At 38.0% G+C, this 24391-nt stretch carries 25 protein-coding genes; 11 read left to right on the top strand and 14 right to left on the bottom strand.

The features are described from left to right. Nucleotides 1-82: 82 nt before the first annotated feature. The 7 genes from JM81_RS04775 to JM81_RS04745 all read right to left on the bottom strand — a co-directional run bounded on the left by JM81_RS04775 (nt 83) and on the right by JM81_RS04745 (nt 6295). Nucleotides 83-1453, bottom strand: coding sequence for an MBL fold metallo-hydrolase RNA specificity domain-containing protein (locus JM81_RS04775; RefSeq protein WP_144800991.1), 1371 nt, complete (start codon nt 1451-1453; stop codon nt 83-85). A 4-nt stretch (nt 1454-1457) separates the two neighbouring features. Next, entirely contained in the window at nt 1458-2300 is an 843-nt protein-coding gene (locus tag JM81_RS04770) for an ATP cone domain-containing protein (RefSeq protein WP_144800989.1), read from the bottom strand. A 1-nt stretch (nt 2301) separates the two neighbouring features. Further along, on the bottom strand, nt 2302-3201 hold the full coding sequence (locus JM81_RS04765; protein ID WP_089259931.1) for a mechanosensitive ion channel family protein: 900 nt from the start codon (nt 3199-3201) through the stop codon (nt 2302-2304). Nucleotides 3202-3261: 60 nt separating this feature from the next. Next, nucleotides 3262-3675, bottom strand: a complete 414-nt coding sequence (locus tag JM81_RS04760) for a hypothetical protein (RefSeq protein WP_144800987.1) — start codon at nt 3673-3675, stop codon at nt 3262-3264. Between the two features lie 20 nt (nt 3676-3695). After that, nucleotides 3696-4535 (bottom strand): universal stress protein, encoded by an 840-nt coding sequence (locus tag JM81_RS04755; protein ID WP_144800985.1) that lies wholly within the window; start codon nt 4533-4535, stop codon nt 3696-3698. Between the two features lie 65 nt (nt 4536-4600). Then, nucleotides 4601-5455, bottom strand: coding sequence for a universal stress protein (locus tag JM81_RS04750; RefSeq protein ID WP_144800983.1), 855 nt, complete (start codon nt 5453-5455; stop codon nt 4601-4603). A 3-nt stretch (nt 5456-5458) separates the two neighbouring features. Further along, on the bottom strand, nt 5459-6295 hold the full coding sequence (locus JM81_RS04745; RefSeq protein WP_144800981.1) for a universal stress protein: 837 nt from the start codon (nt 6293-6295) through the stop codon (nt 5459-5461). A gap of 114 nt (nt 6296-6409) precedes the next feature. On the opposite strand from JM81_RS04745, the gene JM81_RS04740 reads away from it, so the two are divergent. Next, a complete protein-coding gene (locus tag JM81_RS04740; protein WP_144800979.1) occupies nt 6410-6703 on the top strand; it encodes a thioredoxin family protein in 294 nt (97 codons plus the stop codon). A gap of 41 nt (nt 6704-6744) precedes the next feature. Here JM81_RS04740 and JM81_RS04735 read toward each other — a convergent pair whose 3' ends face one another. From JM81_RS04735 to JM81_RS04715, 5 genes are all read right to left on the bottom strand, one after another. Further along, the gene (locus JM81_RS04735; protein ID WP_144800977.1) at nt 6745-7587 is read right to left on the bottom strand and encodes a universal stress protein; all 843 of its coding nucleotides are present in this window, start codon (nt 7585-7587) and stop codon (nt 6745-6747) included. 35 nt (nt 7588-7622) lie between these two features. Beyond that, nucleotides 7623-8465, bottom strand: coding sequence for a universal stress protein (locus tag JM81_RS04730; protein WP_186435527.1), 843 nt, complete (start codon nt 8463-8465; stop codon nt 7623-7625). Nucleotides 8466-8481: 16 nt separating this feature from the next. Then, nucleotides 8482-9327: a universal stress protein gene (locus JM81_RS04725; protein ID WP_144800973.1), complete on the bottom strand. Its 846-nt coding sequence runs from the start codon at nt 9325-9327 to the stop codon at nt 8482-8484. Nucleotides 9328-9426: 99 nt separating this feature from the next. Continuing rightward, entirely contained in the window at nt 9427-10476 is a 1050-nt protein-coding gene (locus JM81_RS04720) for a response regulator (protein ID WP_144800971.1), read from the bottom strand. After that, nucleotides 10473-11627 carry a PAS domain-containing sensor histidine kinase gene (locus tag JM81_RS04715; RefSeq protein WP_144800969.1) on the bottom strand — a complete coding sequence of 385 codons (1155 nt, stop codon included), beginning with the start codon at nt 11625-11627 and terminating at the stop codon, nt 10473-10475. The genes JM81_RS04720 and JM81_RS04715 overlap by 4 nt, the downstream gene beginning before the upstream one ends. 90 nt (nt 11628-11717) lie before the next feature. Here JM81_RS04715 and JM81_RS04710 point away from each other — a divergent pair, with 90 nt between their 5' ends. From JM81_RS04710 to upp, 4 genes are all read left to right on the top strand, one after another. After that, on the top strand, nt 11718-12128 hold the full coding sequence (locus JM81_RS04710) for a hypothetical protein (protein WP_144800967.1): 411 nt from the start codon (nt 11718-11720) through the stop codon (nt 12126-12128). Nucleotides 12129-12208: 80 nt separating this feature from the next. After that, on the top strand, nt 12209-12841 hold the full coding sequence (locus JM81_RS04705) for a WG repeat-containing protein (protein ID WP_186435526.1): 633 nt from the start codon (nt 12209-12211) through the stop codon (nt 12839-12841). A gap of 5 nt (nt 12842-12846) precedes the next feature. Continuing rightward, nucleotides 12847-13608, top strand: a complete 762-nt coding sequence (locus JM81_RS04700; RefSeq protein WP_144800963.1) for an SDR family NAD(P)-dependent oxidoreductase — start codon at nt 12847-12849, stop codon at nt 13606-13608. Between the two features lie 108 nt (nt 13609-13716). Continuing rightward, complete coding sequence (gene upp / locus JM81_RS04695) at nt 13717-14370, top strand: uracil phosphoribosyltransferase (protein WP_144800961.1); 654 nt, start codon at nt 13717-13719, stop codon at nt 14368-14370. Nucleotides 14371-14381: 11 nt separating this feature from the next. On the opposite strand, the gene JM81_RS04690 is transcribed toward upp, so the two are convergent. After that, nucleotides 14382-16877, bottom strand: coding sequence for a cation-translocating P-type ATPase (locus JM81_RS04690; RefSeq protein WP_144800959.1), 2496 nt, complete (start codon nt 16875-16877; stop codon nt 14382-14384). 156 nt (nt 16878-17033) lie between these two features. On the opposite strand from JM81_RS04690, the gene JM81_RS04685 reads away from it, so the two are divergent. Further along, nucleotides 17034-17792: an RNA polymerase sigma factor gene (locus JM81_RS04685; protein ID WP_144800957.1), complete on the top strand. Its 759-nt coding sequence runs from the start codon at nt 17034-17036 to the stop codon at nt 17790-17792. A gap of 75 nt (nt 17793-17867) precedes the next feature. Here the strand turns inward: JM81_RS04685 and JM81_RS04680 are convergent, their stop codons facing one another. Next, on the bottom strand, nt 17868-18335 hold the full coding sequence (locus tag JM81_RS04680) for a pyridoxamine 5'-phosphate oxidase family protein (protein ID WP_144800955.1): 468 nt from the start codon (nt 18333-18335) through the stop codon (nt 17868-17870). A gap of 419 nt (nt 18336-18754) precedes the next feature. On the opposite strand from JM81_RS04680, the gene JM81_RS04675 reads away from it, so the two are divergent. The 5 genes from JM81_RS04675 (at nt 18755) to JM81_RS04655 (ending at nt 24390) form a co-directional block, all read left to right on the top strand. After that, nucleotides 18755-20395 carry a TldD/PmbA family protein gene (locus tag JM81_RS04675; protein ID WP_144800953.1) on the top strand — a complete coding sequence of 547 codons (1641 nt, stop codon included), beginning with the start codon at nt 18755-18757 and terminating at the stop codon, nt 20393-20395. 25 nt (nt 20396-20420) lie between these two features. Beyond that, a complete protein-coding gene (locus JM81_RS04670) occupies nt 20421-21737 on the top strand; it encodes a TldD/PmbA family protein (protein ID WP_144800951.1) in 1317 nt (438 codons plus the stop codon). Nucleotides 21738-21831: 94 nt separating this feature from the next. Further along, nucleotides 21832-22452: a DUF4159 domain-containing protein gene (locus JM81_RS04665; protein WP_089260575.1), complete on the top strand. Its 621-nt coding sequence runs from the start codon at nt 21832-21834 to the stop codon at nt 22450-22452. Between the two features lie 12 nt (nt 22453-22464). Then, nucleotides 22465-23469 carry an AAA family ATPase gene (locus JM81_RS04660; RefSeq protein ID WP_144800949.1) on the top strand — a complete coding sequence of 335 codons (1005 nt, stop codon included), beginning with the start codon at nt 22465-22467 and terminating at the stop codon, nt 23467-23469. Between the two features lie 21 nt (nt 23470-23490). Further along, complete coding sequence (locus JM81_RS04655) at nt 23491-24390, top strand: DUF58 domain-containing protein (protein WP_144800947.1); 900 nt, start codon at nt 23491-23493, stop codon at nt 24388-24390. The last annotated feature ends 1 nt before the right edge of the window (nt 24391 follow it).

Genomic DNA, 24391 nt, shown 5'->3' with positions numbered 1-24391 from the left:
GGTCTTTACAACCGACAATGTAGTATTTATAAAAATTTCAGAAAATGATAATGGTCAGCCTGATTTTTGTCTTACTGGGAAACTAGATGTACAGCTCAAAAATCTCGTTCAACTTGGGAATATGGCAGTCCCAACCTTTTGTAGCTTTAATTTTTACTCGAAACGCATCTAAGGCAGTAGACTCACCATGAATAAGAAATACTTTTTCAGGAATGTTTTTAATGGCACCTATCCAATGCAGTAGTCCATGTTGATCGGCGTGGGCAGAAAGACTTTCAATAAGATGTATGCTTGCTTTTATAGGATAATACCTTCCATGAATTTTAATTTCATGAGCACCGTCCAACAATTGCCTTCCCCTGGTGCCCTCTGCTTGAAACCCTACCAACAGCACTTTGGTGCTTGGGACGTCTACAAGTTGTTTTAAATAGGTAAGGACCCTGCCTCCGGTAACCATACCGCTACCGGCAATGACAACTTTTGGCCTTTTATCATCAATTGTTTTCCAGGTATCCGCAAAGGATGATATAATGGTAAAATGATCGCACATGGCCTGATATTCCTTGGTCGTAAGTTTATGCCAATCTGGAAATTGTTCAAATACGTTCAATACATTATTGCCCATGGGGCTATCTATAAAAATTGGAATATTGGGAATGGCGTTCTTTTTGTACAACTGCCATAAAATATACATGAGCAGCTGTAACCTTTCTACGGCAAAGGAAGGAATAATCAGGGTGCCCCTGTCATGTATGGTATTATTGATAAGTTCACTTAAGATTTCAGTAATATCTTCCTTTGGGTGCAGTTTGTTGCCATATGTACTTTCCAAAAAAAGAAAGTCTGCCCATTGGGGGCGTTCAGGAGGGTTTAACAGTTCATCGTGTAACCTTCCTATATCACCTGAGAATACAAATATTTTCTCAAATATCTCCAATTCTATAAAAGTTGCCCCAATAATATGACCGTTATATCTAAACTTGAACCTACAATGATCGGATAATGTAATCCATTCATCCTTATCGCAACTTGAAAACAGTTTAATGGTGGCTTCTGCCTCTTTAACCGTATAAAAGGGCAATGCGGGAGTATGTTTTGAGAACCCCTCCTCATTGGCTTTTTTGGCTTGCTCTTCCTGAATTTTTCCACTGTCCAATAATATGGTCCTTGCAATGGAGAGTGTTGGTTCCGTACCCAATATGGTACCCTTGAATCCTTCTTTCACCAACCTTGGCAAATATCCAGTATGGTCCAAATGCCCGTGTGTAAGCAGAACATAATCCATTGAGGAAACATCTATGGATAAAGGTTCCCAATTTTTTGTGCGTAATTCCTTTAAACCTTGGAACATACCACAATCTATCATTATATTTTTTTCAGGTGTTTCCAAATAAAACTTGGAGCCTGTTACCGTGCCCGAAGCACCTAGGAAGGTTATTTTAATTTTATTCATGGGTCTATGCGTTACAGAGTTGCTCTATTTCATTCAATATTTTGGCTTTCCTTTCTGTTGAAACGCCTAAATGATCCAAGTAGAATTTATCTTTTATCAATTGCCTACAGAGTACAATATTGCGTCCCAATAAGAACTGTTTTTCCCTGTTGGTAAGTAGATTGCTAACGGTAATAGGGTAGAGGCTTAATCTATCTATCCTTTCCTTGAGCCCATCATTTGTGGGGTAGTCCCAGCTTAAGAGGTAGAGGTTGGCGCATTTACCATAGGCCAGGGCATCTTCCGTAAACCTTGTGTTGGTGACCACCCAACCCTTATCCAATGGTTTGTTGTTGCTATTGGTTACCCAATGTGCCTTTACATCGTTGTATCTTGAATGTATATAAAGCGGAACCTTTACATTACAGTTACGGCCTTCCTCGTTATGGAATTTACATTCGATCACGGTAGTCATTTCATTTTTTTCGGCAACGACATCAATTTCATGTGTTACACATGCGCCATTTAGTACAATATCTATATTTACCGTATAGCCGGAATATTGTAAAATGGCACCAACAAAACGCTCAAAAGGAAAACCGGTAGGCCCTAATTCATAAATGGCCTTTTTTAATTTGTATTTAGAAGCGTATACGGATTTATGCTGTTTAAGCAATGCATATGCCCGGTTGTAAATTTCATTGGTGGTAATACCTTCAAAAAGTTCATCGGTAACCTTGCTCAGGATTTCTTCTACCAATTCATGATTGGCTCCACTATGCTTTAAGGAAGTTCTTAACTTGTCTAGCGAAAACTTTACCTTTTGTCCAGATGATTTTATGATTTCAATGGTATGGTGCGTGTTCATATCAATTTTTTAAATGAATGTCCAAAGGTGGTACCGGTAACAATTGTAAGGTGGTAGAAGCTAGTTTTACTTTGCCCTCAGATTTGGAAATTGCTTTTTTTATGTGATCAAAAAGTTCATGTTTTGTATGTCTTCTTCTTTTGTAATCCGTTATATACCTAAGGTTCAATTGAATCCAATTATCCGTTAGTTCTATAGCAATGGTAGGTTCCAAAGTGGCATTTTCTATGTAGTAATGTTCCACCATTTCTTGCCACTTGGCCCTTGATTTTTCCGTATACGATGATAATAGTTCCGTGGCGCAATCCAGCATTATGGTTTTGGCCAAATCCGTGTCAGAGTCAAAGGTGATCAATATGTTTAGCTCATCCCAAACAAAAGGAAAATCCATTGAGTAATTTTTAATTGGTCCCTTGAACACAAAAGCGTTACTGATTTTTACGATTCTACCGGAATAATTGTCGCTATTTACCCATTCTCCCATTTCCATTATAGTGGTATAAATACTGTCAATATCAATAACATCACCCTTAATATTATTGATTTCAATACGATCACCAGGTTTGTAGACCCTCACAAAAAAGATATAGAACGACCCTGCGATGCTTAAGATCAGTTCCTGTAAAGTAAAAGTTATACCGGCAGTGAATAACCCTATAATAATGGTATAATCTTTCATACTGTCAACGGTTACAGCCATTAATATCAAGAAAATGATAAGCATATAGCCAATAACCTCTACACCTTTTTGGGCCTTGTAACGGATGGTTATGTTTTCTATCCGTTTTTTGAGGGTTCTTCGTATAAAACCAATGGTAAGAACTATACTTAAAATCCATAAAAGCAGTTTTGCCACTTTTAATACCGTTGGGTTTTCGGTCAGCTGTGCTATAGTATCCATAGTTTACTTTTAAAAACCGTTCGTTAAAGGGACGTATACGGGTTAGGTTAATGCTGCTAATTACTGGTTTTTGAGATAATAATCCCTTACCAATGCTACGATCTCATTCTGTGACATACGATCTACCTTCACCGTTCCTAAAAGTTTTTGGGCAATGGCCGGATAATTTTCCGTCAATTCTTTTTTAAACTTTTGGTCAATATCCGCAGGTCCAAAAAGGACAATGCGATCACTGTGTTCAATGGCAGTCGCAATAGCCTTAAAATAGGCTTTAAACTGAATTTTGGATTTCTCCAGATATTTTTTCTCTTTACTAATATCTTGTGTAGCTCCGGTTTTTTTACGGCTTCCCCCTGTACCGGTCCTATTGAAGAATTCTATATTGGATGCTACGCTTTCCATTTCCTCTTTTCCGTTCGTGAGGTGAACAATATATGCATGTTTGCTATTAAGCCATATACCTGTATTTTTCATGTTCAATATTTTAATGACAATTAATGTAGGGCCAGAATTGGGATAGTTGAATCATAACCAATTGCCTTGACCAAAGGTTTGGTGAAAACACTACTGAAAAAGAAATGTTTATGGTTGATAAATGCAATTATGTCGCTATTTCTCTCCTCAACAAAAGATTGGATGCCCTTAGCAAGATTACGTTCTGGCAATACATGGAAATCATGAGCAACTTCCCCTAAAATGGCATGTAATAATTTTTTATTGTCCTCCTGCATCTGTGATAATTCTTTAGACATGTTTAAGTGAAGAACTGCAATATTTGCCTCATGCATTTTTGCAATTTCCATTAAATATCTTAGTTCCGTTCTTTTAAAGGCATCCTTGTAATCCGTAGGAAATACAATTTCGGTAGGCGGGGAAAAGGAGTATTCGCTAGGAATGGCCATTACGGGACATTCCCTAATCTTTTCCATTGCCATAACCGTATTGCTTCCCATTAAGGATCCTCTAGAGCCACTTGCACCATGGGTACCCATAACTACCAGTTCTATATCTTTCTCCGCGATAATTTTTTTTATGGCCTCGGATAAAAAGCTACTGATAGAAATGGTAAAGAAATTATGCTTAAAATTATCGCCATGGGCAGCAAGGGATTCCAGGAGTTTTAAGAAATTTTTTTCTGACTTTTCCTTTGCCCTGATAAAGACCTCACTATCCTCATCTGGCATCAATAAATTGGTGTTCGTATATGATTCAACGCTAAAGACATTTAGAAAGTAAAAGTCGCAATGAAGTTTTGCATATAGGTCTATAGCATATCTTACTGCATTCAATGCGTTTTTAGAAAAATCAGTGGGTATAAGTATACGCTTGTTCATAGTAAGTACGTGTTAGATTGTGTACTAAATGTAGAGCGCAATCCTTTTATTTACTATGATAAATATCAGTCGTTTAACGGTAAGATCAAGAAAGGAACTGCGGCATAAATACTTAAATCCATAATTACGGGTTCCTTGACCAGGCGTTCTAAAAAGTTTCTTCTGTGATAGGCCATAGCTAGAAACTTAATATCCCTAGAGGTTAAAAAATCTTGAATAACGTTGGCCTTGTTCGTGTAATTTAGGACCTCTTCAAAATTATGGGGTGTTTTTGCAAGTGAAAGTTTTAATAGCTTTTTATTTGATACCTGTTTATGGGTCATTATTTCAGACTCTTTGATGTGGAGGACGTTGATAGCTGCTTTAGCAATTTTGGAAATGGTCAACAGCATGGACAAAGTACTACGGGTACATCCTTTTTTAAAGTCGGTGACAAATGCAATATCATCAAATGGGGTATAGGCAATTTCCTTGGGTATAGCTAAAATAGGACATTGGGTTATTGTTTTGGCAATTTGTATGGTATTGCTCCCCATAAAAAGTTCTTTAGCGCCGGTTTGCCCTTTATTGCCCATTACAATGAGATCAATGGAAAGGTTATCCAAGGTTTTTGATATTACGTTCAATAATGTTCCCTTCTCGGAAATAGTATGGAATTCATGTAATGTATTATTGGTGTCCAACACTATTCTATGTGCTGTCTCCGTGAGTTTTTCCTGGGATAAATGATGTAAGTCAGAAAGTTCTTTCTTACTTATAAAAAGCCCTTTGCTTGAACCTAAGGATGAACTTTGGTCATTATAACAATTAATGATATGAAAGGTACATTTTTCTAAAGCTAGAAGCTGGGTGGTATAAAAGAGTGCATTATATGCCTCATGGGAAAAATCTGTGGCGACTAGGATATTTTTTAATTGCATAGCTTAAAATTGAGGAATGACCAGAAAAGGAATGTTGACATGAAACCCTATTTTTTTAATAACAGGTTCAATGAAAAGGCGCTCCAAAAAAGTATGTTTGTTTTGAACCATGACCAGTAAATTAATTTTTTGCTTTAATTGAAAATTGTTTATAGCAGTAGTAATTTCATTACTGGGTACATCATGGAACAATGCTTTTTTATGTAATATTTTTTCCAGTTGTTCTTTGTATTTTCTTTGTACGGGATTTAGGTCGTAACCGTTATGTACATGCATAACGTTGATAAGTGAACCATGTATCCTTACGATTTGCAACAGTTTTGATAACTTTTGCTCATTAAGGGATACTTCATAATCCGTAGGAAAAAGAACTTGCTCCGGTATTTCATATTCAAACCCGGAAGGTATGGCCATAACCGGACATTGTGCATTTTTAATTACATGTACGGTATTGGTGCCCAACAATATTTCTTTTGCCCCTGTAGCACCTTGTGTACCCATAATGACAATGTCAATACCTTCTGCCTGGATTGTTCGGGTAACTTCGCTAGAAAGTACATTTAGTGCTGAATGTGTAATAAAGGTATGTATAGGGTTGTTGAAATCACGAATAAGTTGTTCCTTCAACTCCTCAAGGTCAGACATTGATTTTTGCTGAACCACGTCACCCAGACCAATTTGTGCCGGGCTGCCCATTAAGTATTCCGTATGGTATACAGGGGGCATATAACTGTTCAATAGATAAAATGTGCATTTAACGTCCTTATATAACGTAAGTGCATACGTTATGGCATTCAAGGCGTTTGCAGAAAAATCCGTAGGTAACAAAATACGTGTCATAGGAGTAAATTTTATGATATGAAATTAAGGAGAGACCATTAGATAGGCTATGATATTTGTCAGTTGTCAACTTTTTGTATCTTCTTAGTATTAAAGAACTTAAAAGCTATCGTTATGGGGTTTAGAAAAGAAGTAAGTTCAGAAGTGCCAACATTGGTTCATTTTTTTGCACCATGGTGCTTGCCGTGCAAAACCATGTCCGCAATGCTGCATACTATAAATAAAGAAGTGCAGGGTCTATTCAACATATTGGAAATAGATGTGGATGTCAAGAAGAAACTTGGGCGTAGATATACCGTCAAAAGTGTACCCACATTACTTCTGTTTAAAAATGGGGAACCCTTATGGAGACACGTTGGTATGTTGGAAAAAGTTGAACTTAAAAAAATTATATCTGAACTAACTTAAACCTTGTGACAAAAGAAAGGGTTGCCAATAAATAATAGCTATTATGTTTCGTGGATGACAAGAAATGGCACTTTGGTGTGATAACTTATTTTCTCTACCGTAGGCCTAAAAAGTATACGTTCCAAAAAATTTAGGTTTTTTGCAACCATGACTAGTAAATCCAGATTTCTACTTTCCGTAAAACACTGTATGGATTCATCTATTTTTTTTCCCGTTACTAAATGGAACGAGCACTCAATATCCTTAAAATAATCAATTAAAAATGCTTTGTTACATTCTTGTATGGAACTAAGTTTTTCGTTTCTTAACGAAACATACAATAATCGTAATGCCGCATTTTTAAGTGAAATAATATCTTTTAGTGTACTTAAGATCTTATAATGATATTTCAATTGAAAATCTGACGGTAATCCTATTTCCTTAACACTGTGGTAGGTAGCATGTTCCGGTACAGCCATTACAGTGCATGGGACTTTAGTAATCACATCGCCGGTATTACTTCCAATAGAAACCGATTTTAAACCGGTAGCACCTTTGGTCCCCATAACGATTAGGTCAATATTTTTTTCCTTTACTTGCATTTTAATATGATCGGTCAGAAAACCATAGAGTGCCAGTGTATTGAATTCATGTTTTACATTGAGCGGAAGTTGTTCAATTCTTTTGATCAGGGCTTTTAATTTTTCTTTACTTTCCGCCAATAATGTTTCTTCCAATAATTCCGGTGCAATGTACATTGCCGTTTCTCCACTAACATTTGTATTGATTGCATTTACGTTAAGTATATGAAACGTACAATGGGTCTTTTTAAAAAAAGAAATGGCATAAAGCAGGGCATTCCATGCATTATCTGAAAAATCTGTCGGGATTAAAATATTTTTCATTTTCTCTGTTGTTGATATACGATCACCTTAACTATTTATTGGGGCAGGAACAATACCGGTATATTGGCATGAAATGCCAGTTTATGGACTACCGCCTCTCCAATTACCTTTTCCCAGAATGTATGTTGATGTCTAATAATTCCTAAAATACTAGCAGTGTCATCGGCAATATATTTATTTATACTAGTGGAAACATTGACTTCAAAAGGTATGTTATTAAAGCTGAGGTCAATATCTTTCAGGCGTTCAATTAATTTTTCCTTGTTCATTTGCTGCGTATCACTTAGGATAAATTCTACGGCCACATGCACAATCTCTATGCCCGCTTGCCATAATTTGGCCAGTTCTATCAGTGGCTCCAACTCATTCTTCTTGAATGGTTCTGCGAAATCCGTGGCGAACAAAACGGTTTTTAAGCGTTGAAAGTTAAATCCCGCAGGTACGGCTAAAATGGGGGTATGCGTAGTGGATTTAAGAACTTTAACGGTATTGCTGCCCAAAAATACTTCTTTGGCTCCCGTAGCTCCCTGTGTTCCCATAATTAGAAGATCAATATCGTTTTTTGCAATAATGTTTGCCACGGCATCGGTCAAAGCACCCGCTTTGGAAATTGTGGATATTTCATGAAGTGGATTTTTATGGTTGATCTGGAAATAGGAGAACATTTCTTCCAATTCGTTCTCTGAATATTTTTTTAAGGAATCATAAATTACCCCCAGTCGTTGTTGGGTCTTACTCCCCATAACATTTAATGCAGTGGGCTCATAGGCATGCAGTATATAGAAGTGACATTGCGTTTGGGCATACACTTTTAATGCCGTGAAAATAGAATTCCAAGAATTTTCTGAAAAATCTGTTGTAACAAGTATTTTTTTCATGGTAACGGGTTTAAGGTTATCGCGGTAAATTTTGCATGACCAAAAAAGGAACCGGTGGTTTGAGCCCGATCTCATCAATAGTGGACCTATATAACATATCCTCTAAAAAGGAATGCCTGCTATTTACCATGACCAAAAGGTTAATTTGGTGTTCCTGAATATAGTTCATGATTGCCGTAGCCCGGTTTGCTACTGCGGTAACCACAAAAGAAAGTCGTGCATTGGGCAACGATTCCACCAAGAATTTTTTATTATCCAGTTGCCTTACGCTCAGATCCTCAAAATCCGAAATGTACAGACTATGGACCTGCGACTTAAATTGGGCGGCCAAAATATCCAAAAGCTTAAGCTCCCTTCTTTTATAGGGTACCATATAATCCGTAGGGAACAGTATTTTTTTGGGTTGGGTATACTCAATTCCATCTGGTATGGCCAAAACCGGACATTGAACATATTTAAATACTTGAATGGTATTACTTCCAAAGGTTATACGTGCATCATCTGTCTTGCCTTTGGTCCCCATAATAATTAGGTCAATATTTTTAAGGTTGCTAAAATTATTGACTGCATCTACGAGCGATTCAAAAGAAGATACCGCTTCATATACATGTTTGGGATTGTGCGTACGCTCACTAATTTCGGTTACTAATTCGTTTAGTTTGCTATTGGTTAAATTTTCAATTGAATTTTTGTTTTTTTCAAAATTGGTATCGTCCACATTATGAAAAGGACCATATACTTCATCTGCATAGGCATGGATGATATAAAAATTGGTACGTTCACATTTAAACAGGTTTAAGGCATAAGAGATAGCATGATCTGCGTTACCGGAGAAATCTGTAGGTATGAGTATATTTTTCATGGCAATTCTTTTTATGGACGTGATAAAAGTATTTGAGGTCCAAAAGAAAACCTATGATAAATGTCATGAGGAGCGTAAAGTGAGTGTTATTAAGTTAAGTTAGGTTACATATTGCAGTACTTTTAGTTCCTTAATACGTATGTTCCTACCTTCAATTTCAATCAGTCCTTCCTTTTTAAAGCTAGATAAGGTGCGTATTAGACTTTCAGTGGCAATACCAGCTACACTTGCCAGATCTGCACGTGAGATTCGTATTGGCTTTGAGGCATCATTGTTCATGATTTCCGCAAACTGCAGTAAAGTTTGGGCAGTTTTTTTTCGTACGGAACTGTATGCCATTTGTAGTAGTTGATGTTTTATTTCAGAAATATTATCCGATAAAAGTGTCATTAGCTCTAACGGTATGGTGTGGTTTTCGGCAACTATTTGGTGTAGATGTTCCTTACTTACCGCAGCTAGTTCTACTTGTTCCAAGGCAGTAGCAGATTCTTGGTTTACACTATTGTTCATCAAAGAGGTAAACCCAAGAAAATCATCTGCATGGTATAGGGTGGTAATCAATTCCTTACCATCTTGGTCCATGGTATGGCACTTTACGGCTCCTTTTAAAATTAAATATACGTAGGTTGATCGGACCCCTTCTTCATAAATGGTCTCACCTTCGTTCATTTTAATGATCTCTCCATGATCGTCAAAATAGTTTTTTAATTGATTGAGGTTACCAATGGCATCTGGATCGTTAACCTCTTCAGTAGTATTTGTTTTTAGCTGATGGAGCAATTTGGATTTTGCCAATCTACTTTCAATGGCGCTAACTAAATCCTCTTCTTCAAAAGGTTTGGTAAGGTAATCATCGGCACCAAGATCCATTCCTTTGCGTATAGCCTTATGCTCCGTTATTGCGGATAAGAATATAAACGGAATATTTTGGGTGGATTCATCGGAGGAAAGGGCATCCAACACACCGTAGCCATCCACTTCCGGCATCATGATATCACATACAATTATATGCGGTTTTTTTTCCTTTACGGTCGCAATGCCAATTTTTCCATTAGGAGCCGTAATAACGTCATAACCTGATAATTCTAAAAGTTCTGCGGTATTCTCCCTTAAAATATTGTCATCTTCTATGAGTAAAACGGTTTTCATTGGGTATTACTTTTTATGTTTCTTGGAATTTGGATGGTAAATGTTGACCCCACATTTTCTTGGCTTACAAAAGAAAGGGTAGACCCCAAATTTTCAAGATGTTGTTTAGATATGTTTAGACCTATACCGGTTCCTTGATTAAGCAGGGCATTTTCTGCTCTAAAATACCGGTCAAATATATATTTTTGTTGCTCTTTGGGAATTCCTATACCTTCATCCGCAACCTGAATGGTAAAGTAATCATCCTTTATGGTGAAAATAATTTTTATAGTGGTTTCCTCCGGAGAATATTTTATGGCATTTTGAAGCAAATTGGACAAAGCTAGGGCCAAAGTTTTTTCATCAAAGGTAACGACCACTTCATCTATATTGTCTGGATAGCGGATCTTTTGTCCAGTTTTCAATAACATATTGGCATCATAGACCACCTCATTAATGACCCTGCTTAAAGGAAAATCCTCAATGCTGTAATTTACTTTGCCCAGTTCAAGGCGCTCAACGGATAAAAAGTCATTAAGTATAGTATCTAACTGCCGTACCTTGGATTTTATGGTGTCTACATGTTTGTCTCTTTTTTCTTGTTGGCCAGTTTCTGTATACTTGGATAATAAGGTCACGGAAGTAAGAATACTGCTCAAGGGAGTTTTAAATTCATGAGAAACCAAAGATAAAAATCTAGTTTTCAGTTCGTTAAGTTCTTTTTCCTTCTCCAGGGCATCGGTTAGTTGCTTTGTGCGTTCCTGTACGGTCTGCTCTAAGTTTAACGTATAGTTTTTACGTTCCGTAATATCGGTGACCAAAGCCATAACATACGTATTTCCATATAGCGTAAAAGGATTAAGACCGGCTTCAACAGGAAATTCCTCGCCATTTTTTCTTAGTCCGCTAAGATCACGGCCATGTCCCATTTTTCGTTTTTCGCTTTTTTTCATGAAGCTTGAAAAATGCCCTTCATGTTTATGATGATACCGCTTAGGAATAATACACTCCAACGATTTTCCTATGAGTTCCTGCTTTTTGTATCCAAACATTTCCTCGGCAGAGGAATTGGTCGCTACAATTTCTTGAGCGGTATTTACTAAAATAATTCCTTCGGATATTCCTTCTGAAAGTAGATGGAAAACGTTACTGTCCTTTTCAAAAACATTCATTTCTAAATATAATCCTTAACTGATAATTATCATAGTAAAGGTGATAATATAAAAGTAAATTTTCTTCATGATAATCTTAAATCTAAAAAAATGTTGAACTCTCAAAAATTTGGTCTGGAGCTATATGAAAATTTAGGGAAAGTATTTTACGCTTTGGCAAGTGCGGACGGTACAGTACATATAAAGGAAATTGATCATTTAAGGTCCTTTATTAGAAGTTATTGGTTGCACATAGATGATATAGAGGATGAATATGGTTCTGATGCTGCCTTTAGGATAGAAACAACGTTTGACTGGTGTTTGGAATATGATAAAAAATCAGCGGACTGTCTTCAGCAATTTAACATATTCTATGAGGAACATTATAACCTATTTACTCCTGAGGTAAAACGATTGATTTTGGATACGGCCAACGCAATGGCCAATGCTTATGCCGGTAAAAATAAGGCAGAATTGATTGTTTTATCAAAAATTGAAATTTTGTTTACGGAGCATGGGTAGTGGTAATCTACCTATATGACAATGGTCATAATGAATGGATTAATATGGAATTACTTTAATAAACTTAAAATATGGGAATTATGAAAAATAGATTGATGCTTTTAGCGATAACCGTCTTGGCCGTACTACCCGTTTCGGCACAAATGGTACAAGGTATAGATGAAATAGCACCTTTTAGTGAAGGCCTGGCCGCTGTTCGTAAAGGTGGTGAATGGGGATTTATAGATGAGGAAGGAAAGCTGGTAATAGATTTTAGAGATGATGTGTATTGGAACCCATCTCAAGATAACGCAATTGCTCTTGGTGCACCATACCCCATGTTCAATGAAGGACTTTGTGCCATTACACAGAAAGTTGAAGATGGTGTACCCGTATTTGGATTTATGGATAAAACCGGTGCGGTGGTGGTCCCCCCACAGTTTCTAAATGTGACCCCTTTTAAAGATGGTTACGCTACAGCTGTTTTTGTCGACAAAACATTTAAGGGCGAAAATGAATTCAAGCTCAAAATTTATGAATATAAATTTTTTGATGTACTTGTCTCTAGCAACGGTGAGATTGCCGAATATTTTGGAAAACGAGACCATATACAAATGACCGTTAAACGGTACAAAGTACCCACTATTGGTGCAAAAATGCTCAATGCACAACTAGTGGCCACCCATAAGCCAGATCAGGGATGGGCCATACAACAACTACAAACAAAAAAATAAGAATTATGAAAAGGTTGAACAATAAAGTAGCAGTTATTACCGGGGGTACTGGAGGTATAGGTATGGCTACGGCAAATTTATTTTTGGATCAAGGTGCAAAAGTAGTGTTGGTCGATAATGATGCCAATGCCATTGACAGATTACGTAAAGAGTTAACACATGAAAACATAGCTTTTGTTCAAGCGGATGTTTCCAGTAAGACTGATACCCTTAAGTTTTTGGATTTTACCTTAAAGACATTTGGCAAAATAGATATCTTTTTTGCCAATGCTGGTATTGAGGGGGTTGCCCAGCATATAGCAGATTATCCGGAAGATATATTTGATAAGGTAATCAATGTAAATATAAAGGGTGTTTGGTTGGGCTGTCAACACATAATCCCTAAAATGGAAATTGGCGGTAGCGTTATGATTACGTCATCTGTTGCGGGTTTAAAGGGTTTTGCCAACCTTGGAGCGTATGTGGCTTCCAAACATGCCGTGGTAGGAATAATGAAAGTTGCTGCCATAGAAAATGCATCAAGAAAAATACGTGTGAATACAATACATCCCGGTCCGGTTGATAATGATATGATGCGTAGGATTGAAAGCGATATGTCTCCGGAAAGTCCTAAGACGGTAAAGGATGGCTTCACTGCTGCAGTACCTTTTGGACGTTATGCCACATCAAGGGAGATAGGGGAGATAGCCCTTTTCCTGGCCTCTGATGAAAGTAAGTTCATTACTGGTTGTACGCACTTAATAGATGGTGGAATGCTCACTGCCTAATAATAATCGGTTTAAATGGTGAGAAAAACTTGAATGTATTGATACGTGATATTGATACATTCAAGTTTTTATATTTGTAAATGGTACCTTACCTTAAAATTGACAACCATGATCATTCATAATTTAAGTGAAGAAAATTCTGTTCTAAATCAGTTTATTTCTGAAGTACGAGATGTACATATTCAGAAAGATACTATGCGCTTTAGACGAAATATAGAACGTATTGGGGAGGTGTTAGGTTATGAACTGAGCAAATCATTGTCGTATAATGCTACTACGGTAGAAACACCTTTAGGTTCTAAACCAATGAACCTTAGTAAGGACCAATTGGTTATTTGCTCCATTTTACGTGCAGGACTACCCCTTCACCAAGGATTATTGAACTATTTTGATACTGCGGAAAATGGTTTTATATCCGCCTTTCGTAAACATGAAGGGGATGCCGATGATTTTAAAGTAATCGTAAATTATTTTGCGGCACCTACCTTGACTGGCAAAATATTGATTTTAACAGATCCTATGCTAGCCACGGGAAGCACTTTGGAAAATGTACTATTGGCATTAAAGGAGCACGGAACTCCTGAGGCCATTCATATCGTTTCGGTTATAGGTTCCCGGCAAGGGATAGATAAGGTAGCCAATATTTTTCCGGATAACACCCATTTATGGATCGCTGCCATTGATCCCAAATTAAACACCAGAGGATACATTCTTCCCGGTATTGGGGATGCGGGTGATTTAGCTTATGGTCAAAAACTGTAGTTTAATAGAGTTTAGCGGCGTTTGCCCCATTTCACCAGTTCATACCATAAAACGGATAGAGTGCCTACGATGATGGACATTCCGATCTGTGTTAGTGTCAAACGTTCAAACTCAAAAAAGTGGGTCAATACGGGCAGGTAGAGTAATAATAATGTTAAAAGTATGGTGATGCCGATAATTAAGGGGACCAATGAATTCTTGTACCTAATGGTCGTAAAAATGGAATAATAAAATGAGCGGTTGACTAAGGTCAAAAAAATATTGGCTACTATCAAGACCAAAAATACCATAGTCCTGGTAGTACTTTCACTATAGGAAGCTTCAACCGCATAACGATAGATAAACAGTGCGCCAATGGTGATGACAAGTCCTTGTAGAATGCTAGTGGCCAATTCCTTATAATTAAAAAAAGTGGTGGAGAACGGGCGAGGTCTTTTGTCCATTAAATTTTTTTCCATAGGCTCATTTTCAAATATAATGGAGCATGTAGGTCCCATGATCAACTCCAATAAAATAACATGTGAAGGTGAAAATATATTTGGGTATATCCACCGCAAAGCCAAGGGAATAAAAACGGTCAATATTATGGGAATATGTATGGATATGATATACTGTATGGCCTTTTTTAAATTGGTGTAGATTTTTCTGCCCATGGCAATGGCATCGACCATTTTGGAGAGATCATCGTCCACCAAGATTAAGGAGGCGGCCTCTTTGGCTATTTCCGTTCCTTTTTTGCCCATGGCTATACCTATATGTGAAGCCTTTAAGGCTGGCCCGTCATTAACTCCATCCCCCGTCATGGCTACAATTTGGTTATTTTCTTTCAGGGCATTTACGATTCTAAGTTTTGCATCTGGAAACATCCTTGAAAAAACATTTACCGTCTTGACCTTTTCTTTTAATTCCTGATCGGTCAATTGCATAAGTTCATCACCGGTCATTGATTTTTCATAGCCAATAAAATTAATTTGTTTGGCTATGGCCATAGCGGTATTTGCATTATCCCCCGTAACCAGTTTAACTTGTATTCCCGCTTTGTCAAAATCCTGTAATACTTGGCTAATGTTATCTTTTGGAGGGTCGTAAAATGCTACAAGCCCCATAAAATCAAACTTAAAATCCTGCTGGTGTTCTGGATAGGTTGATCCCGTAAAAATACCTTGACCAACGGCCAGTAATCTATACCCTTCCCTTCCTAGGTTATAAATAGTCTCCTGTAGTTTTTCTATCTGCTTTGACGTAAGGTTGGAGACTGCAATTAGGGCTTCTGGCGCTCCTTTGGCCGCAATGATCAAATTTCCTTTTTCATTTTCAAATAAATGGGTCATCATTGGTGGTTTACCCCCTAAAGGATACTCGTGAACCATTTTGTAATTTGGTCGCTCATCAACTTGGGAGAAGCTTCCATATGCATTGTGCAATGCCACTTCCATAGGGTCAAACGGTATAGGTTCACTGGCCCACATGGCCATTTTAATTAGGTCTTTTTCTGGTTGTTCCAGGTTTTCATCCGCATTGACAATGGCATAGGTTTGCAGCGTAAACAGTTTGGCCAAGGCCATTTTGTTCTGGGTAATGGTGCCTGTCTTATCCGTACAAATGACCGTGGCACTGCCCAGTGTTTCCACTGTTTTCATTTGTTTGACCACAATGCCCATTTTCATGAGTCGCCATGCTCCTAAGGCCATAAAGGTTGTGAAGGCAACGGGAATTTCTTCAGGAAGAATACTCATGGCCAAAGTGAGTGCTTTTAATAAGCTATCAAGAACGGCACCGGAACGAAGGTAGTTAATGATCCAAACAAGGATAAATACTGCTCCGCCCCAGATGGACATTAATTTTACAAAATTTGAGATCTTTAGTTCTAAAGGGGTTTTTTCTACGGTAATTTGATCTAGGCTCTTACCAATTTTACCTAATGAGGTTTTGGCGCCAATAGCTGTAATTTGTGCTATGGCCAATCCACTTGCAACGGTGGTTCCGGTAAATATTTCCGGATTTGGGCCATTGGCATCTTTGTAGATCGGTAAAGATTCGCCCGTCAAAATAGATTCGTTTACAGAAAAATCGTTAGAATGTTGAATGACACCATCAGCAGAAATGGTGCTACCTTCTTCTGCCATAAAATAATCGCCTATGACCAATTCATGACTATCAATGGCAATTACCTCACCGTTACGTATGACCTTACTTTTGGGTTGAGTAAGATTTTTAAGGTTCTCAAGGGCCTTTCTACTTCTTGAATCTTGATATAGGGAAATGGAACCTACCAATATAATGGCCGCAACCAAAAAAATACCGTCACCCCAATTACCTGTAATAAAATATATAGCAGAGGCTACCAATAGAAGAATGACCATAGGTTCCTTGGCTAAACTTTTAAGGGCGTCCACAAAGCTATTTTCCTTTTGGTGATCAAAGGTATTGGAGCCATATTTGGTCCTTGATGCCACCACCTCTTGGTCCGTAAGGCCAGAAATTCCAAAATCTTTGGGTGTATTCATGAATGCAAATTGATAGACCGTTTTAAGATAATTCTTTATTGTTTGAAAATCACCAAATTATAGGAAAATCAATTGGTCGGTACTGATAATTATCATAGTATTTATGTGTAAAAGGATGCAATTTTAGGGTACTATAAAAACTTTAATCTCAGTACTATGGAAACCGTAAACAAGACTGTTCACATTATTTTAAAAGAGACATATACCAATTTAATTACTTTAAAAAAGAAAGATGACCAAGAAGCATTCAACAATGAACTAATGAAAATACTACCCAGAATTTACCGGTATGTTTCCAATAGGCTCAATAGTGCTGTGGCCAATGGTACGTTGAAAAAGGATATGTTTGATCCCAGTGATTTTACCGATCAGCTATTTATAGAAGTCTATGACCATATGGACAAAATTGGTAATGAGGATGAACTTCATGCATTTCTTTTTAAAACGGTAGACCGCTTGTTAGAGGATAGTTTAGTGGAGGAGGAATTTGATCAGCTTTTTTTTGAGAATATAGATGCGTATTCCAAACCGGAATGGGATGCCATGGAGGAAAATTATAGTACAGATGGTGATGGTGACCTGGTCATGCTAGAGGAACTGGATGATTCTTCCTATGATAAAGGAGATTATAGCTTGGATCATGTCTTTATCACGGATGATGAAAAGGAACTTGCCGCAAAATTAGATGAGTCTTTGAACAAGGAACGCATTGAACGTCATATGCGTTTGGTACTTGGAAAAATGAATTCAGCCATGAGAACCGTCTTTGAACTTTTTGTACATCAAGGTTTTACCTTAAAGGAAATAGCGCACATTAGAGGGACCAAATTTACTGAGGTGGAGCGGATTTTAACGGATGCCCGTAAATTTTTAAAGGAGAGTTTTGAGAAAAGGTTCTTGATCGAAAGTAATTAAGGAGGAATAGAAACGAAAAAAGCTCCCAATTGATTATTGGGAGCTTTTTGTATATTTAAGGTTTAAAGCTCAAGTTTAATTCACTGATTTGTTTTCCCTAAGTTTTCCGGTACAATCGCTAATAGTAATGCGAAATACGATTGGAGCATCTTCGTCATGTATTTTAGCAGAAAATTCACTGATATATTTTGGGTGTGCCCCGTATTTGTTTAGCAGCACATCCTTTACCCCTTTAGAAAATTCATGTAACATATGCTTGGCGTCAATGCGGGACAACTCTTCAAAAGTACCTTGTACCAAAACCGATTTCCAGTTTTCTATGGAAGAAATTTCATCTACGCCCATACTAACTGCATTGTTTTTTCGCATGGCCTTTATCTTATGTCCTTCGGCAGAATAACTTATAATAGAATTATGTTCCACATCATAGAAGAAAGTAATGGGTACTATGTGTGGAAATCCTGCAGATATGTAAGCTAACCGTCCAATATAATTTTGTTCCAGTATTGCCCTGCATTCCTCTTCAGTTAAATTTCTTCTCATAATTATGGTGATTTGATGTTGAATTAAATATAGGTGGCATTATCTGGACAACCTATGATATAAATCAGGTATGTTCATATCATCTGCATGGTTAAAGTTTCGGAGAGGTAGAACTATTCAATTGTGGTTAACCAATTTTATTAAAGCTTTAAAAAGGAAAAATAAAAAGGGAGTATATAATTTTACATTATTCTCAAAAACAGGGTGTAAAGTTATATTTTATGTTAAGATTAACATAATTGTTAAAAAAGCCTCTCTATTTTTAGAGAAGGATAAGTAGTAATGCAATGTGGAACTTGTGTATGGCCGGCATTCTTTTGTATTCGCCTCCCATATGGATCTTGAGCACATTGGCATATAACCTATGTATTTCCTTGGAAATATATATCATATTCTAAAAAACCACTTAAAACTAACACATGAAAAGAAGAGATTTTGTACAGTACGCCGGGTTGGGTGCCGGAGCATTGATGATGCCATCATTATTGCTAGGTAACGACATCCCTACAGAGGCGTTACTGGAACCAGGTATGGATGCCTTGGTGAAAAAACGAATGGCAGATGTTGCCTTAAATACTGCTAAATCATTGGGTGCTACCTATGCAGATGCCCGTATAGGCAGGTATTTAAATCAGTATGTATTCACTAGGGAAGACAAAGTTCAAAACGTGGTCAATACAGAATCCTTTGGTATAGGTATACGTGTAATCGCTAACGGTACATGGGGTTTTGCCTCTACCAATAGTGTTACTGAAGATGGTATTAAAAAAGCAACGGAGCAGGCAGTTGCCATTGCAAAAGCTAACTCTAAAATTCAAAAAGAACCGGTGAAGTTAGCTCCTGTTAACGCATATGGAGAAGTGTCTTGGAAAACACCGATAAAAAAGGATTTTAAAGAAGTTCCAGTTTCAGAAAAGGTAGATCTTTTGCTAAGTGCAAATGCCGCTGCTTTGGATAACGGAGCAAACTTTGTGAACTCCGCATTATTTATGGTCAACGAGCAAAAGTATTTTGCTTCTACGGACGGCTCTTATATTGATCAGGATATTCACCGCTTGTGGCCAACATTGCGAGTAACTGCTGTGGATAAGGCTGCCGGTACTTTTAAGACCAGGGAGAATATGAGTGCTCCCGTAGGTATGGGCTATGAGTATTTAGACGGATTGGAATCTGAGAAAATTGATGGTCCTGCTGGATTGCGTTTATATAGAAACAGCTATGACATGGTAGAAGATGCCACTATCGCAGCAAAACAGGCAAGAGAAAAACTTACGGCAAAATCTGTTGATGCCGGTAAGTATGATTTGGTTTTAGAGCCTAATCACCTAGGTTTAACAATTCATGAGTCCGTGGGTCACCCATTGGAACTGGATCGTGTATTAGGTTACGAAGCCAACTACGCAGGTACAAGTTTTGCCTCATTGGATAAATTAAAATCGGGCAACTTTAAATATGGTAGTGATATCGTCAACCTTGTTGCGGACAAGACCCAAATGGGTTCTTTGGGCGCTGTTGGTTATGATGATGAAGGTGTGAAATCTAAAAAGTGGGATTTGGTACGAAACGGCGTATTGACAAATTTCCAAGCCATACGTGATCAAGCACATATGATTGGTGAAGAGGAATCTCACGGTTGTTGCTACGCACAAAGTTGGGACGATGTTCAGTTTCAGCGTATGCCAAACGTATCATTAGAGCCTGGTAAAGAAAAGTACTCTATTGCCGAAATGATAAAAGACGTTGAAAAAGGTATTTATATTGCTGGTAGAGGTTCTTACTCTATTGATCAGCAACGTTATAATTTCCAGTTTGGTGGTACTGTTTTTTACGAGATTAAAAATGGTGAAATTGTGGGTATGTTAGAAGATGTAGCCTACCAAAGTAACACCCAAGAATTTTGGAATTCATGTGTTAAGATTTGCGATAAGGATGATTACCGTTTGTTTGGTACGTTCTTCGATGGTAAAGGGCAGCCTTCACAGGTGAGCGCTGTATCTCATGGTAGTTCTACTGCCAGGTTCAATGATGTAAACGTAATTAACACAGGTAGAAACATTTAATTGTTTCACTCTAAAAAGAACAACAATGGCAATTTATACAAAAGAAGAAGCAAGAAAAATATTGGAGAAGGCATTGAGCTTTTCCAAAGCCGATACCTGCGAGATTAATTTAAGTGGGTATAATAGTGGTAATATAAGATATGCAAGAAATACGGTATCTACATCTGGGTACAGTTCTAACCAAAGCTTGGCGGTACAGTCTAGCTTCGGTAAAAAATCAGGTACGGCAACTATTGATGAGTTCGATGATGCATCACTGGAAAAAGTAGTGAGAAGGGCTGAGGAGTTGGCTCAACTTTCTCCTGAGAATCCGGAGTTTATGGAGCCTTTAGGTCCGCAAGTGTATGATGAATCGATCACATATAGCGAGTCAACAGCAAACATAACGCCGGAGTATAGAGCAGAAGTAGCCAGTAGCAGTATTGTACCTGCAGCTGCAAAAGATGTTACAGCAGCAGGATTTTTAAATGATTCGGCAGGTTTTAGCGCTATGATCAATTCTAAAGGGCTGTTCGCTTACAATCAATCTACCGATGTTGATTTTACAGTGACCATGCGTACCAATGACGGTACAGGTTCTGGTTGGGTTAAAAGAGATTTTAACGATGTAGATAAGTTTGATGCAGAAGAAGCTGCAAAGACCGCAATTGAAAAAGCTGTACTTTCAAGAGAGGCAAAAGCAATTGAGCCAGGGAAATATACGGTAATATTGGAACCAGCCGCTTCGGCAGATTTGTTACGTAATATGTTCCGTTCTTTAAACGCGCGTTCTGCCGATGAGGGAAGAAGTTTTATGTCCGCTCCTGAAGGTAAAAATAAGATTGGGGAAAAAATAGTGGATGAGCGTGTCAATATTTATTCGGACCCATTGCATCCAGAAGTACCTACATCTACTTGGAACGGAGAAGGGCAACCTATAAAAAAGACGAGTTGGATTGAAAACGGAGTGGTGAAGAACTTGGCGTATGACCGTTTTTGGGCAAAGGAAAAAGGTGTAGAGCCAGTTCCTTTTCCGTCGAACGCAATTATGGCTGGTGGCGATGCCAGTTTAGAGGATTTGATCAAGAGCACTAAGAAAGGAATTTTGGTAACACGTTTATGGTATATACGTAGTGTTGATCCACAGACCTTGTTATATACGGGACTTACCAGAGACGGAACTTTTTATATAGAAAACGGTGAAATTAAATATCCTGTAAAAAACTTCAGGTTTAATGAGAGTCCGATCATCATGCTGAACAATCTAGAAACCCTTGGAAAACAAGTACGTATCAATGGTAATTTAATACCTTATATGAAGGTGCGCGACTTTACGTTTACCAGTCTTTCAGATGCGGTGTAAGGCATCATAAAGCACTATAAACTGGTTGATTGTGACATTTCACATCAGCCAGTTTTCTTTTTTCAAGCGGAATAAAAACACTAATTACTTGCCCTTGAGCAACGAATTTTTCTTCACGAGATTACAGTATGAGTCCGGCGACTGGGATGTGGATCAGCGTATGCCATCCAACCTGCTGAACTCATTGGTGGAGTACACCACCTTGAAAGTAGATACGCAAGAAAAGATAATCACCTTGGCAAGCGATGATATTTTCAAGAGTCCGTTTTGCTATATCTCAGGTCATAAATTGGTAGAGTTTACCAAAAAGGAAAAAGAGAATTTTGAGAAGTATGTGCGCAACGGAGGCTTTGTTTTTGCCGATGACTGCAATCATGATATTGACGGCTTGTTCGCAAAATCCTTCGAGCGGCAAATGGAAGAAATATTTGGTCCGTCCGAATTAAAAAAAATACCCAACGACCATGAAATCTATACCATATTCTTTGATTTTGAAGATGGTCCGCCTACCACATCACAAGAGCTGAACGGCTGGGGCGATGATTTGGTGCACGATTATTTAAAGGCAATAGTCATTAACGGTAGAATAGGGGTACTGTACAGCAATAAGGATTACGGTTGCGAGTGGGATTATGATTTTAGAAACAAACGTTGGTACAAAATAGACAATACACGGTTTGGGGTAAACATTGTTATGTATGCCCTAACCTCATAAACATATTTTTGAATGGATAAAGAATTACAACGCATTGCAGATGAGGTAGAAATGCTTTCCGGTAAATTAAGTGCCCTAAAGCAAGAAATCGGGAAAGTGATTATTGGGCAGGAAGAAACCGTATCGCAATTACTGATTACGTTTTTAGCCGGAGGTCATGCATTGTTAGAAGGGGTTCCCGGTTTGGCAAAAACACTAATGATTAGGACTTTGGCAAATGCCATCGATTTAAAGTTTAAAAGAATACAGTTTACACCCGATTTAATGCCTTCGGACATTATCGGTACCGAAATTTTGGAGGAAGATCATACCACAGGTAAAAAGTTCTTTAAGTTCAATAAAGGACCCATTTTTTCTAATATTATACTAGCGGATGAAATTAACCGTACACCGCCAAAAACTCAGGCGGCATTATTGGAAGCGATGCAAGAATTTGAGGTTACCTACGGAGATAAAACCTATCCGTTAGATAAGCCATTCTTTATTCTGGCTACACAAAACCCAATTGAGCAATCAGGAACCTTTGTTTTACCCGAAGCACAGCAAGACAGATTCTTGTTGTACATCAAAATAGGATATCCAACACAGCAAGATGAAGAAGCCATTTTAAAAGCGACAACGGGTACCTTTAAAAAGAAATTGAACCGAGTTATTTCGGGCGATGATATCGTGCGTTTGCAACAGCTGGTAAGAGAGGTATCCATCAGTGATGCGCTCATCAGTTTTGTGAGTGATATCATCAGGGCAACCCGCCCAGAAACCACGACCGATGCGTTTGTAAAAGACTGGGTAGATTGGGGGGCAGGTCCGCGTGCAGGTCAAGCTATGATCTTAACGGCAAAAGCTAATGCCTTGTTAGAAGGTAGATTAGCGGTAACATTAGATGATATTAAAGCAGTGGCATTGCCCGTACTACGTCATAGGGTTTTGGTGAATTTCAGGGCAGAAGCGGAAGGCATTACGTCTGATAAAGTGGCAACCCATTTACTGAGTGCCATTCAACTAAAAGGTAAATAATAACTCTCGATTATCGAGTTTATGGCAAAACAGGACTATCAAGATTTATTAAAACCAGAAGTCATCAATACGGTTGAGGGACTTTCCTTAATATCGCGCATTGTGGTAGAGGGCTTTACGGCAGGTTTAAATAGAAGTGCCAGTGTGGGTCCTGGAATGGAATTTAGTCAGTACAGAGGTTACGAACCCGGTGATGATTTACGGCTGTTGGATTGGAAAATGTTGGCACGCTCGGGCAGGTATTACATCAAACAGTCGGAAATTGAGAGTCAGGTAACCATTAAGTTTATTATAGATACCAGTGCATCCATGTTGCACAAAGAAACCGAATTGTCAAAGGTGGATTTTGTTCGCGTGTTGGTGGCTACCTTAGCCTATTTGGCGCATAGGCAAGGTGATGCGGTGGGCTTATTCGCTTTAAATGAAAAAGATGCAATTAGCATATATCCTAAAGCGGATAAAAAGCATTACAACCGGTTGCTGTTAGAGTTGATTAAACTTTCAAACACAGGAAAGTGGCCGGCAACCCATATTTCAAACAAACGCATACCGAACAGAGGAGGGAAGGAGCTGATTTTTTTCTTGACGGATATGTATGAAACCGTTGACGAGATTTCAAAATTTATAAAGGGATTAAAATCCGCTAAGAACGAGGTGGTGGTTTTACAAATTATGGGTGCTGCCGAGATGGATTTCAATTACGGTGCTAATATCACTTTTGAGGATTGGGAAACAGGAGCAAGAATAAAGGTAGATACGCAGCAGGCAAAAACCGAATATTTAAATGCTCTTGAAAACAGATTGAAAAGTATAAAAGAAGAATTGCTGTCTAACGGAATAGACCATCATGTGTTTAGAATGGATGCACCTTTGGGCGAAGCGCTTCAATTATTTTTAAAACAACGAAAAAGAATCGGTTAGT

It is taken from the genome of Maribacter sp. MAR_2009_72 (assembly GCF_007827235.1).
Classification (GTDB): Bacteria; Bacteroidota; Bacteroidia; order Flavobacteriales; family Flavobacteriaceae; genus Maribacter; species Maribacter sedimenticola.
The sequence above is the reverse complement of the archived record's forward strand: the minus strand, read 5'-3'. Positions and strand labels throughout refer to the sequence as shown.

Excerpts from the sequence above, each read along its gene's own strand:
- JM81_RS04655 (WP_144800947.1), top strand. The coding sequence starts at position 23,491 with ATGGCAAAACAGGACTATCAAGATTTATTAAAACCAGAAGTCATCAAT.
- JM81_RS04750 (WP_144800983.1), bottom strand. The coding sequence starts at position 5,455 with ATGCAATTAAAAAATATCCTAGTCGCCACAGATTTTTCCCATGAGGCA.
- JM81_RS04775 (WP_144800991.1), bottom strand. The coding sequence starts at position 1,453 with ATGAATAAAATTAAAATAACCTTCCTAGGTGCTTCGGGCACGGTAACA.
- JM81_RS04675 (WP_144800953.1), top strand. The coding sequence starts at position 18,755 with ATGAAAAGAAGAGATTTTGTACAGTACGCCGGGTTGGGTGCCGGAGCA.
- JM81_RS04755 (WP_144800985.1), bottom strand. The coding sequence starts at position 4,535 with ATGAACAAGCGTATACTTATACCCACTGATTTTTCTAAAAACGCATTG.
- JM81_RS04680 (WP_144800955.1), bottom strand. The coding sequence starts at position 18,335 with ATGAGAAGAAATTTAACTGAAGAGGAATGCAGGGCAATACTGGAACAA.
- JM81_RS04700 (WP_144800963.1), top strand. The coding sequence starts at position 12,847 with ATGAAAAGGTTGAACAATAAAGTAGCAGTTATTACCGGGGGTACTGGA.
- JM81_RS04725 (WP_144800973.1), bottom strand. The coding sequence starts at position 9,327 with ATGAAAAATATACTCATACCTACAGATTTCTCCGGTAACGCAGATCAT.
- JM81_RS04765 (WP_089259931.1), bottom strand. The coding sequence starts at position 3,201 with ATGGATACTATAGCACAGCTGACCGAAAACCCAACGGTATTAAAAGTG.
- JM81_RS04745 (WP_144800981.1), bottom strand. The coding sequence starts at position 6,295 with ATGACACGTATTTTGTTACCTACGGATTTTTCTGCAAACGCCTTGAAT.
- JM81_RS04740 (WP_144800979.1), top strand. The coding sequence starts at position 6,410 with ATGGGGTTTAGAAAAGAAGTAAGTTCAGAAGTGCCAACATTGGTTCAT.
- JM81_RS04710 (WP_144800967.1), top strand. The coding sequence starts at position 11,718 with ATGTTGAACTCTCAAAAATTTGGTCTGGAGCTATATGAAAATTTAGGG.
- JM81_RS04705 (WP_186435526.1), top strand. The coding sequence starts at position 12,209 with ATGAAAAATAGATTGATGCTTTTAGCGATAACCGTCTTGGCCGTACTA.
- JM81_RS04685 (WP_144800957.1), top strand. The coding sequence starts at position 17,034 with ATGGAAACCGTAAACAAGACTGTTCACATTATTTTAAAAGAGACATAT.
- upp (WP_144800961.1), top strand. The coding sequence starts at position 13,717 with ATGATCATTCATAATTTAAGTGAAGAAAATTCTGTTCTAAATCAGTTT.
- JM81_RS04670 (WP_144800951.1), top strand. The coding sequence starts at position 20,421 with ATGGCAATTTATACAAAAGAAGAAGCAAGAAAAATATTGGAGAAGGCA.
- JM81_RS04715 (WP_144800969.1), bottom strand. The coding sequence starts at position 11,627 with ATGAATGTTTTTGAAAAGGACAGTAACGTTTTCCATCTACTTTCAGAA.
- JM81_RS04760 (WP_144800987.1), bottom strand. The coding sequence starts at position 3,675 with ATGAAAAATACAGGTATATGGCTTAATAGCAAACATGCATATATTGTT.
- JM81_RS04690 (WP_144800959.1), bottom strand. The coding sequence starts at position 16,877 with ATGAATACACCCAAAGATTTTGGAATTTCTGGCCTTACGGACCAAGAG.
- JM81_RS04770 (WP_144800989.1), bottom strand. The coding sequence starts at position 2,300 with ATGAACACGCACCATACCATTGAAATCATAAAATCATCTGGACAAAAG.
- JM81_RS04720 (WP_144800971.1), bottom strand. The coding sequence starts at position 10,476 with ATGAAAACCGTTTTACTCATAGAAGATGACAATATTTTAAGGGAGAAT.
- JM81_RS04735 (WP_144800977.1), bottom strand. The coding sequence starts at position 7,587 with ATGAAAAATATTTTAATCCCGACAGATTTTTCAGATAATGCATGGAAT.
- JM81_RS04730 (WP_186435527.1), bottom strand. The coding sequence starts at position 8,465 with ATGAAAAAAATACTTGTTACAACAGATTTTTCAGAAAATTCTTGGAAT.
- JM81_RS04660 (WP_144800949.1), top strand. The coding sequence starts at position 22,465 with ATGGATAAAGAATTACAACGCATTGCAGATGAGGTAGAAATGCTTTCC.